Annotated in this window: 1 protein-coding gene; it reads left to right on the top strand. The window is 58.4% G+C overall.

Going from position 1 to position 12833, the window contains the following annotated elements; translation table 11 throughout:
* Positions 1 to 208: 208 nt before the first annotated feature.
* Positions 209 to 12833 (top strand): retention module-containing protein (locus tag ACZYR5_RS07565; RefSeq protein WP_489107614.1); only part of this gene is annotated, 12625 nt, incomplete at its 3' end.

Below are 12833 nucleotides of genomic sequence, written 5' to 3'. Positions count from 1 at the left end.
TGTGACATTACTTGGGCGATTGTTTAGGATGCATTGAATAAGGTCAATAGTTTGGCATTGAGTTAAGTGCGAAAAGTTATAGCCAAATTATTGACTAAAAAGAGCGTCATTTGTACGTCTATTATTTTGCAAGTACGTCCAGGCTGAACGGGCAAGAGACCCTTCAGATCAATGGAAGCCTACTGAACGGAACATCGGAGAGTCTTCAATGAGCAGTGTTGTTGCCATCGTCAAAAGCATTGTTGGTCAAGTTTTCGCGGTGTCCCCAGAGGGCACTCGACGCGTTTTGATTGAAGGCGATCGACTGTTCACAGGCGACCAGTTGGACACTGGCCTGGCGGGGGCCGTCACCCTGGAGTTGGCGGACGGTCGCCTGCTCGATCTGGGCCGTGACACGCAATGGAGCGCCAGCGCCCCGGACTCCAGCACTGACCTGGCACAAGCCACTGCGCAGGCCGCGCCGTCGGTAGAAGAACTGCAACAAGCCATCGTCGCCGGCGCCGACCCGACCACCGAACTCGAAGCCACGGCGGCGGGCCAGTCCGCTTCAGGCAGCGGCGGCGACGCCGGTGGCGGCCACAGCTTTGTGATGCTCGAGGCCACCGCCGGGCGGGTTGATCCCACCATTGGCTTCCCGACTGCAGGCATCGACTCGGCCTTCACCGCCGTGGAAGAAACCCAAGGTCCACAGACCAACAACACTGGCAATGACACCACCGTCGTGCCGGGCTCGGTCCTTACCCTGAGCGCCACGCCGACCATCACCGAAGCCGGTGGCGTCCTGGTCTACACCGCCAACGTCAGCCGTGCGCCACTGACCGACCTGACCATCACTCTGTCCAACGGCTCGACCATCGTCATCCCGGCCGGCCAGGTCAGCGGCAGCGTCAACGTGCCATTGGCGCCCAATGACAGTGTCTACGTCGACCCGTCGCAAATCACCGTGACCGTCACCGGCACCACGGGCGGCGGCAACCAGGTCCTGACCGTCGACCCGACCCCGGCCGTGACCCAGATCACGGACACCATCGACACCACCACCGTCACCCTGACCGCGCAGCCGACGATCACCGAAGGCGGCCAGATCACCTACACCGCCACACTGACCAATCCGGCGCAGACGCCGGTTAGCGTGACCTTGAGCAATGGCTCGGTCATTGTGATTGAGGCGGGCAAGACTACTGGCACCGTTGTGGTCGATACCCCCGCCAATGATGTCTACAACAATGGCAGCACTGTCAGTACCACCATTACTGGTGCAACTGGCGGCAACTTCGAGAATCTGGTGCCGAGCACGACGCCGGCTGTTACTACTATCACTGATTCGCCTGATTCGACCGGCCTGACTTTGACCGCTACGGGGGCGATTACCGAAGGCGGGCAGATCACCTATACCGCGACCCTGACCAATCCGGCTGGCACGGCGATGACGGTGACCTTGAGCAATGGCTCGGTCATTGTGATTGAAGCGGGCAAGACCACTGGCACCGTGGTCGTCGACACCCCGGCCAACGACGTGTACGTCAATGGTTCCACCGTTAGCACCACCATCACCGGCACCACCGGCGGCAACTTTGAAAACCTGGTGCCAAGCACTACTCCGGCCGTCACTACTATCAGTGATTCGCTGGATGCGACCGGTCTGACCTTGACCGCTACCGGTGCGATTACCGAAGGCGGCCAGATCACTTACACCGCGACCCTGACCAACCCGGCTGGCACCGCGATGACCGTGACCTTGAGCAATGGCTCGGTCATTGTGATTGAAGCGGGCAAGACTACTGGCAGCGTGGTGGTCGATACCCCGGCCAACGACGTTTACGTCAATGGTTCCACCGTTAGCACCACCATTACCGGCACCACCGGCGGCAACTTTGAAAACCTGGTGCCAAGCACTACTCCGGCCGTCACTACTATCAGTGACTCGCTGGATGCGACCGGTCTGACCTTGACCGCTACCAGCGGCATCACCGAAGGCGGATCGATCACCTACACCGCGACTCTGACCAATCCGGCCGGCACCGCGATGACCGTGACCTTGAGCAATGGCTCGGTCATTGTGATTGAAGCAGGCAAGACCACTGGCACCGTGGTCGTCGACACCCCGGCCAACGACGTGTACGTCAATGGTTCCACCGTTAGCACCACCATTACCGGCACCACCGGCGGCAACTTCGAAAACCTGGTGCCGAGCACCGAGCCGGCTGTCACTACTATCAGTGATTCGCTGGATGCGACCGGCCTGACCTTGACCGCTACCAGCGGCATCACCGAAGGCGGATCGATCACCTATACCGCGACCCTGACCAATCCGGCCGGCACGGCGATGACGGTGACCTTGAGCAATGGCTCGGTCATTGTGATTGAGGCGGGCAAGACTACCGGCACCGTGGTGGTCGATACCCCGGCCAATGATGTGTATGTCAACGGTTCCACCGTTAGCACCACCATTACCGGCACTACCGGCGGCAACTTTGAAAACCTGGTGCCGAGCACTACTCCTGCTGTCACTACTATCAGCGACTCGCTGGACGCGACCGGCCTGACTTTGACCGCTACCGGTGCGATTACCGAAGGCGGCCAGATCACCTACACCGCGACCCTGACCAATCCAGCTGGCTCCGCAATGACCGTGACCTTGAGCAATGGCTCGGTCATTGTGATTGAAGCGGGCAAGACTACTGGCACCGTGGTGGTCGATACCCCGGCCAACGACGTTTACGTCAATGGTTCCACCGTTAGCACCACCATCACCGGCACCACCGGTGGCAACTTCGAAAATCTGGTGCCAAGCACTACTCCGGCCGTCACTACTATCAGTGACTCGCTGGATGCGACCGGTCTGACCTTGACCGCTACCAGCGGCATCACCGAAGGCGGATCGATCACCTACACCGCGACTCTGACCAATCCGGCCGGCACCGCGATGACCGTGACCTTGAGCAATGGCTCGGTCATTGTGATTGAAGCGGGCAAGACTACTGGCACCGTGGTGGTCGATACCCCGGCCAACGACGTGTACGTCAATGGTTCCACCGTTAGCACCACCATCACCGGCACCACCGGTGGCAACTTCGAAAATCTGGTGCCAAGCACTACTCCGGCCGTCACTACTATCAGTGACTCGCTGGATGCGACCGGTCTGACCTTGACCGCTACCAGCGGCATCACCGAAGGCGGATCGATCACCTACACCGCGACTCTGACCAATCCGGCCGGCACCGCGATGACCGTGACCTTGAGCAATGGCTCGGTCATTGTGATTGAAGCGGGCAAGACCACTGGCACCGTGGTGGTCGATACCCCGGCCAACGACGTGTACGTCAATGGCAGCACCGTCAGCACCACCATTACCGGCACCACCGGCGGCAACTTTGAAAACCTGATGCCGAGCACTACCCCAGCCGTCACCACCATCAGTGATTCGCTGGACACCGTCACGGTGAGCATCGCCGGTAATGGTCCGGTATTGGAGAATGCCAATCCGACCTTCACCATCACCCTCAACCAGGCGTTGAAGGATGACCTGACCGTTAAGCTGAGCAACGGCGGCACCGTCACCGTCAAAGCCGGTGAGACCAGTGCGATCTACACGGCCCCAATCCAGGGTGATGACGTCTACAAAGACGGCGGTCCGCTGAGCGTCACCATCACCGAAGCGACGGTGAAGGATCAGGTCTTCGAAGACCTGCAGCTGAGCAAAGAACCAGGCGTCGTGCAGATCAACGACACCACCGATACCGTCACCGTCAGCATCAAAGGCAACGGCGACGTATTTGAGAACGCGAGCCCAACCTTCACCATCACCCTCAACCAAGCGTTGAAGGATGACCTGACTGTCAAACTGAGCAACGGCGGTACGGTTACCGTTAAAGCGGGTGAGACTTCGGCGATCTACACCGCACCGACTCAAGGCGACGACGTCTACAAAGACGGCGGTCCTCTGAGCGTCACCATCACCGAAGCCACGGTGAAGGATCAGATCTTCGAAGACCTGCAACTGAGCAAAGAACCAGGCGTCGTGCAGATCAACGACACCACCGATACCGTCACCGTCAGCATCAAAGGCAACGGCGACGTATTCGAAAACGCCAACCCAACCTTCACCATCACCCTCAACCAGGCGTTGAAAGATGATCTGACCGTCAAGCTCAGCAACGGCGGCACGGTCACCGTTAAAGCTGGTGAGACCAGTGCGATCTACACCGCCCCAGTCCAGGGCGATGACGTCTACAAAGACGGTGGTCCGCTGAGCGTGACCATCACCGAAGCCACGGTGAAGGATCAGGTCTTCGAAGACCTGCAACTGAGCAAAGAGCCGGGCGTGGTGCAGATCAACGACACCACCGATACCGTGACCGTCAGCATCGTCGGCAACGGCCCTGTGCTGGAAAACGCCAATCCGACTTTCACCATCACCCTCAACCAGGCGTTGAAGGATGATCTGACCGTCAAGCTCAGCAACGGCGGCACCGTAACGGTTAAAGCCGGCGAGACCTCGGCGATCTACACCGCGCCAATCCAGGGCGACGACGTCTACAAAGACGGCGGTCCGCTGAGCGTCACCATCACCGAAGCGACGGTGAAGGATCAGGTCTTCGAAGACCTGCAGCTGAGCAAAGAACCAGGCGTCGTGCAGATCAACGACACCGTGGACACCGTCACTGTCAGCATTGCTGGCAATGGTCCTGTGCTGGAAAACGCCAACCCGACTTTCACCATTACCCTCAACCAAGCGTTGAAGGATGACCTGACTGTCAAACTGAGCAACGGCGGCACCGTCACCGTTAAAGCCGGTGAGACCAGTGCGATTTACACCGCCCCAATCCTGGGTGATGACGTCTACAAAGACGGTGGTCCGCTGAGCGTCACCATCACCGAAGCGACTGTTAAGGATCAGGTCTTCGAAGACCTGCAGCTGAGCAAAGAACCAGGCGTCGTGCAGATCAACGACACCACCGATACCGTGACCGTCAGCATCAAAGGCAACGGCGACGTATTCGAGAACGCCAATCCGACCTTCACCATTACCCTCAACCAAGCGTTGAAGGATGACCTGACTGTCAAACTGAGCAACGGCGGCACCGTCACCGTTAAAGCCGGTGAGACCAGTGCGATTTACACCGCCCCAGTCCAGGGTGATGACGTCTACAAAGACGGCGGTCCTCTGAGCGTCACCATCACCGAAGCCACGGTGAAGGATCAGGTCTTCGAAGACCTGCAACTGAGCAAAGAGCCGGGCGTCGTGCAGATCAACGACACCGTGGACACCGTCACCGTCAGCATCGTTGGCAACGGTCCAGTGCTGGAAAACGCCAACCCAACCTTCACCATCACCCTCAACCAGGCGTTGAAGGATGATCTGACCGTCAAACTCAGCAACGGTGGCACGGTTACCGTTAAAGCCGGTGAGACCAGTGCAATCTACACCGCCCCAGTCCAGGGTGATGACGTCTACAAAGACGGCGGCCCGCTGAGCGTTACCATCACCGAAGCCACGGTGAAGGATCAGGTCTTCGAAGACCTGCAACTGAGCAAAGAACCAGGCGTCGTGCAGATCAACGACACCGTGGACACGGTCACCGTCAGCATTGCTGGCAATGGTCCTGTGCTGGAAAACGCCAACCCAACCTTCACCATCACCCTCAACCAAGCGTTGAAGGATGACCTGACTGTCAAACTCAGCAACGGCGGCACCGTAACGGTTAAAGCCGGCGAAACCTCGGCGATCTACACCGCTCCAGTCCAGGGTGATGACGTCTACAAAGACGGTGGTCCACTAAGCGTGACCATCACCGAAGCGACGGTTAAGGATCAGGTCTTCGAAGACCTGCAGCTGAGCAAAGAACCAGGCGTCGTGCAGATCAACGACACCACCGACACCGTGACGGTCAGCATTGCTGGCAATGGTCCTGTGCTGGAAAACGCCAACCCGACTTTCACCATCACCCTCAACCAGGCGTTGAAGGATGATTTGACCGTCAAACTCAGCAACGGCGGCATCGTCACCGTCAAAGCTGGTGAGACTTCGGCGATCTACACCGCCCCAATCCAGGGCGATGACGTCTACAAAGACGGCGGTCCGCTGAGCGTCACCATCACCGAAGCGACTGTTAAGGATCAGGTCTTCGAAGACCTGCAGCTGAGCAAAGAACCCGGTGTCGTGCAGATCAACGACACCACCGATACCGTGACCGTCAGCATTGCTGGCAATGGTCCTGTGCTGGAAAATGCGAGCCCAACCTTCACCATCACCCTCAACCAGGCGTTGAAGGATGACCTGACCGTCAAACTCAGCAACGGCGGCACCGTTATCGTCAAAGCCGGCGAGACTTCGGCGATCTACACCGCGCCGATTCAAGGCGACGACGTCTACAAAGACGGCGACCCTCTGAGCGTCACCATCGACAGCGCCACGGTGAAGGACCAGGTCTTCGAAGACCTGCAGCTGAGCAAAGAACCAGGCGTCGTGCAGATCAACGACACCACCGACACCGTGACGGTCAGCATTGCTGGCAATGGTCCTGTGCTGGAAAACGCCAACCCGACTTTCACCATCACCCTCAACCAGGCGTTGAAGGATGATTTGACCGTCAAACTCAGCAACGGCGGCATCGTCACCGTCAAAGCTGGTGAGACTTCGGCGATCTACACCGCCCCAATCCAGGGCGATGACGTCTACAAAGACGGCGGTCCGCTGAGCGTCACCATCACCGAAGCGACTGTTAAGGATCAGGTCTTCGAAGACCTGCAGCTGAGCAAAGAACCCGGTGTCGTGCAGATCAACGACACCACCGATACCGTGACCGTCAGCATTGCTGGCAATGGTCCTGTGCTGGAAAATGCGAGCCCAACCTTCACCATCACCCTCAACCAGGCGTTGAAGGATGACCTGACCGTCAAACTCAGCAACGGCGGCACCGTTATCGTCAAAGCCGGCGAGACTTCGGCGATCTACACCGCGCCGATTCAAGGCGACGACGTCTACAAAGACGGCGACCCTCTGAGCGTCACCATCGACAGCGCCACGGTGAAGGACCAGGTCTTCGAAGACCTGCAACTGAGCAAAGAACCAGGCGTCGTGCAGATCAACGACACCGTGGACACGGTCACCGTGAGCATCAAAGGCAACGGCGACGTATTCGAGAATGCCAATCCGACCTTCACCATCACCCTCAACCAAGCGTTGAAGGATGATCTGACCGTCAAGCTGAGCAACGGCGGCATCGTCACCGTTAAGGCGGGTGAGACTTCAGCGATCTACACCGCACCGATTCAAGGCGACGACGTCTACAAAGACGGCGGTCCGCTGAGCGTCACCATCACCGAAGCGACTGTTAAGGATCAGGTCTTCGAAGACCTGCAGCTGAGCAAAGAACCAGGTGTGGTGCAGATCAACGACACCACCGACACCGTGACGGTCAGCATCGTCGGCAACGGTCCTGTGCTGGAAAATGCCAATCCGACCTTCACCATCACCCTCAACCAGGCGTTGAAGGACGACCTGACCGTCAAGCTGAGCAACGGTGGCACGGTTACCGTTAAAGCCGGCGAGACCAGTGCGATCTACACCGCCCCAGTCCAGGGTGATGACGTCTACAAAGACGGTGGTCCACTAAGCGTGACCATCACCGAAGCGACTGTTAAGGATCAGGTCTTCGAAGACCTGCAGCTGAGCAAAGAACCAGGCGTCGTTCAGATCAACGACACCGTGGACACCGTGACCGTCAGCATCGTCGGCAACGGCCCTGTGCTGGAAAATGCGAGCCCAACCTTCACCATCACCCTCAACCAGGCGTTGAAGGACGACCTGACCGTCAAGCTGAGCAACGGTGGCACCGTCACCGTTAAAGCCGGCGAGACCTCGGCGATCTACACCGCTCCAGTCCAGGGCGATGACGTCTACAAAGACGGCGGTCCGCTGAGCGTCACCATCACCGAAGCGACTGTGAAGGATCAGGTCTTCGAAGACCTGCAACTGAGCAAAGAGCCGGGTGTGGTGCAAATCAACGACACCGTGGACACCGTGACCGTCAGCATCGTCGGCAACGGTCCTGTGCTGGAAAACGCCAACCCAACCTTCACCATCACCCTCAACCAGGCGTTGAAGGACGACCTGACCGTCAAGCTGAGCAACGGTGGCACGGTTACCGTTAAAGCCGGTGAAACCAGTGCGATCTACACCGCCCCAGTCCAGGGTGATGACGTCTACAAAGACGGCGGTCCGCTGAGCGTCACCATCGACAGCGCAACCGTGAAAGACCAGGTCTTCGAAGACCTGCAGCTGAGCAAAGAGCCAGGTGTGGTGCAGATCAACGACACCGTGGACACCGTCACCGTCAGCATTGCTGGCAATGGTCCTGTGCTGGAAAATGCCAACCCGACTTTCACCATCACCCTCAACCAGGCGTTGAAGGATGATTTGACCGTCAAGCTCAGCAACGGCGGCACCGTAACGGTTAAAGCCGGCGAGACCTCGGCGATCTACACCGCCCCAATCCAGGGTGATGACGTCTACAAAGACGGCGGTCCGCTGAGCGTCACCATCACCGAAGCGACTGTGAAGGATCAGGTCTTCGAAGACCTGCAACTGAGCAAAGAGCCGGGTGTGGTGCAAATCAACGACACCGTGGACACCGTGACCGTCAGCATCGTCGGCAACGGTCCTGTGCTGGAAAACGCCAACCCAACCTTCACCATCACCCTCAACCAGGCGTTGAAGGACGACCTGACCGTCAAGCTGAGCAACGGTGGCACGGTTACCGTTAAAGCCGGTGAAACCAGTGCGATCTACACCGCCCCAGTCCAGGGTGATGACGTCTACAAAGACGGCGGTCCGCTGAGCGTCACCATCGACAGCGCAACCGTGAAAGACCAGGTCTTCGAAGACCTGCAGCTGAGCAAAGAGCCAGGTGTGGTGCAGATCAACGACACCGTGGACACCGTCACCGTCAGCATTGCTGGCAATGGTCCTGTGCTGGAAAATGCCAACCCGACTTTCACCATCACCCTCAACCAGGCGTTGAAGGATGATTTGACCGTCAAGCTCAGCAACGGCGGCACCGTAACGGTTAAAGCCGGCGAGACCTCGGCGATCTACACCGCCCCAATCCAGGGTGATGACGTCTACAAAGACGGCGGTCCGCTGAGCGTCACCATCACCGAAGCGACGGTGAAGGATCAGGTCTTCGAAGACCTGCAGCTGAGCAAAGAGCCGGGTGTGGTGCAGATCAACGACACCACCGACACCGTGACGGTGAGCATCAAAGGCAACGGCGACGTATTCGAAAACGCCAATCCGACCTTCACCATCACCCTCAACCAGGCGTTGAAGGATGACCTGACCGTCAAACTCAGCAACGGCGGCATCGTCACCGTCAAAGCTGGTGAGACTTCGACGATCTACACCGCCCCAATCCAGGGCGATGACGTCTACAAAGACGGCGGTCCACTGAGCGTCACCATCGACAGCGCCACCGTGAAGGACCAGGTCTTCGAAGACCTGCAACTGAGCAAAGAACCGGGCGTGGTGCAGATCAACGACACCGTGGACACAGTCACCGTCAGCATTGCTGGCAATGGTCCTGTGCTGGAAAATGCCAACCCGACTTTCACCATCACCCTCAACCAGGCGTTGAAGGATGATTTGACCGTCAAGCTGAGCAACGGTGGCACGGTTACCGTTAAAGCCGGTGAGACTTCGGCGATCTACACCGCTCCAGTCCAGGGCGATGACGTCTACAAAGACGGCGGTCCGCTGAGCGTGACCATCACCGAAGCCACGGTGAAGGACCAGGTCTTCGAAGACCTGCAGCTGAGCAAAGAACCGGGTGTCGTGCAGATCAACGACACCACCGATACCGTCACCGTGAGCATCAAAGGCAACGGCGATGTGTTCGAGAACGCGAGCCCGACTTTCACTGTCAGCATCAACAGAGCCCTCGCCGACGACCTGACCGTCAAACTCAGCAACGGCGGTACGGTTACCGTTAAAGCGGGTGAGACTTCGGCGATCTACACCGCCCCAATCCAGGGCGATGACGTCTACAAAGACGGCGGTCCACTGAGCGTCACCATCGACAGCGCCACCGTGAAGGACCAGGTCTTCGAAGACCTGCAACTGAGCAAAGAACCGGGCGTGGTGCAGATCAACGACACCGTGGACACAGTCACCGTCAGCATTGCTGGCAATGGTCCTGTGCTGGAAAATGCCAACCCGACTTTCACCATCACCCTCAACCAGGCGTTGAAGGATGATTTGACCGTCAAGCTGAGCAACGGTGGCACGGTTACCGTTAAGGCGGGTGAGACTTCAGCGATCTACACCGCACCGATTCAAGGCGATGACGTCTACAAAGACGGCGGTCCACTGAGCGTGACCATCGACAGCGCCACCGTGAAGGACCAGGTCTTCGAAGACCTGCAACTGAGCAAAGAGCCAGGCGTGGTGCAGATCAACGACACCGTGGACACCGTGACCGTGAGCATCAAAGGCAACGGCGATGTGTTCGAGAACGCGAGCCCGACTTTCACTGTCAGCATCAACAGAGCCCTCGCCGACGACCTGACCGTCAAACTCAGCAACGGCGGCACCGTAACCGTCAAAGCCGGCGAGACTTCGGCGATCTACACCGCCCCAGTCCAGGGCGACGACGTTTACAAAGACGGCGGCCCGCTGAGCGTCACCATCGACAGCGCCACGGTGAAGGACCAGGTCTTCGAAGACCTGCAGCTGAGCAAAGAGCCGGGCGTGGTGCAGATCAACGACACCACCGATACGGTCACCGTCAGCATCAAAGGCAACGGCGACGTATTCGAGAACGCCAATCCGACCTTCACCATCACCCTCAACCAAGCGTTGAAGGATGACCTGACCGTCAAACTCAGCAACGGTGGCACCGTCACCGTTAAAGCCGGTGAGACCAGTGCGATCTACACCGCCCCAGTCCAGGGTGATGACGTCTACAAAGACGGCGGCCCGCTGAGCGTCACCATCACCGAAGCGACTGTGAAGGATCAGGTCTTCGAAGACCTGCAGCTGAGCAAAGAGCCGGGTGTGGTGCAGATCAACGACACCACCGACACCGTCACCGTCAGCATCAAAGGCAACGGCGACGTATTCGAAAACGCCAATCCGACCTTCACCATCACCCTCAACCAGGCGTTGAAGGATGACCTGACCGTCAAACTCAGCAACGGCGGCACGGTTACCGTTAAAGCCGGTGAGACCAGCGCGATCTATACCGCGCCAGTTCAAGGCGATGACGTCTACAAAGACGGCGGTCCGCTGAGCGTTACCATCGATAGCGCCACCGTGAAGGACCAGGTCTTCGAAGACCTGCAGCTGAGCAAAGAACCCGGTGTCGTGCAGATCAACGACACCGTGGACACGGTCACCGTCAGCATCGCTGGCAACGGTCCTGTGCTGGAAAATGCCAATCCGACCTTCACCATCACCCTCAACCAAGCGTTGAAGGATGACCTGACTGTCAAACTCAGCAACGGCGGCACCGTCACCGTTAAAGCCGGTGAGACCAGCGCGATTTACACCGCGCCAATCCCGGGCGACGACGTCTACAAAGACGGCGGCCCGCTGAGCGTCACCATCACCGAAGCGACTGTTAAGGATCAGGTCTTCGAAGACCTGCAGCTGAGCAAAGAGCCGGGTGTCGTGCAGATCAACGACACCGTGGACACGGTCACCGTCAGCATCGCTGGCAACGGTCCTGTGCTGGAAAATGCCAATCCGACCTTCACCATTACCCTCAACCAGGCGTTGAAAGATGATCTGACCGTCAAACTGAGCAACGGCGGTACGGTTACCGTCAAAGCCGGTGAGACTTCAGCGATCTACACCGCACCGATTCAAGGCGACGACGTCTACAAAGACGGTGGTCCACTGAGCGTCACCATCGACAGCGCCACGGTGAAGGACCAGGTCTTCGAAGACCTGCAACTGAGCAAAGAGCCGGGCGTCGTGCAGATCAACGACACCGTGGACACCGTCACCGTGAGCATCAAAGGCAACGGCGATGTGTTCGAGAACGCGAGCCCGACTTTCACCATTACCCTCAACCAAGCGTTGAAGGATGACCTGACCGTCAAACTCAGCAACGGCGGCACCGTCACCGTTAAAGCCGGTGAGACCAGTGCGATTTACACCGCCCCAATCCAGGGTGATGACGTCTACAAAGACGGCGGCCCGCTGAGCGTTACCATCACCGAAGCCACGGTGAAGGATCAGGTCTTCGAAGACCTGCAACTGAGCAAAGAGCCGGGTGTGGTGCAGATCAACGACACCACCGACACCGTGATGGTCAGCATTGCTGGCAATGGTCCAGTGCTGGAAAACGCCAACCCGACTTTCACCATTACCCTCAACCAAGCGTTGAAGGATGACCTGACCGTCAAACTCAGCAACGGCGGCACCGTCACCGTTAAAGCCGGTGAGAGCAGTGCGATCTACACCGCGCCAATCCAGGGCGATGACGTCTACAAAGACGGCGGTCCGCTGAGCGTCACCATCGACAGCGCAACCGTGAAAGACCAGGTCTTCGAAGACCTGCAACTGAGCAAAGAGCCGGGCGTCGTGCAGATCAACGACACCGTGGACACCGTCACCGTGAGCATTAAAGGCAACGGCGATGTGTTCGAGAACGCGAGCCCGACTTTCACTGTCAGCATCAACAGAGCCCTCGCCGACGACTTGACCGTCAAGCTGAGCAACGGCGGCACCGTCACCGTTAAAGCCGGTGAGACCAGTGCGATCTACACCGCGCCGATCCAGGGTGATGACGTCTACAAAGACGGCGGTCCACTGAGCGTCACCATCG

This window comes from Pseudomonas sp. F007 (assembly GCF_057814275.1).
The sequence above is the reverse complement of the archived record's forward strand: the minus strand, read 5'-3'. Positions and strand labels throughout refer to the sequence as shown.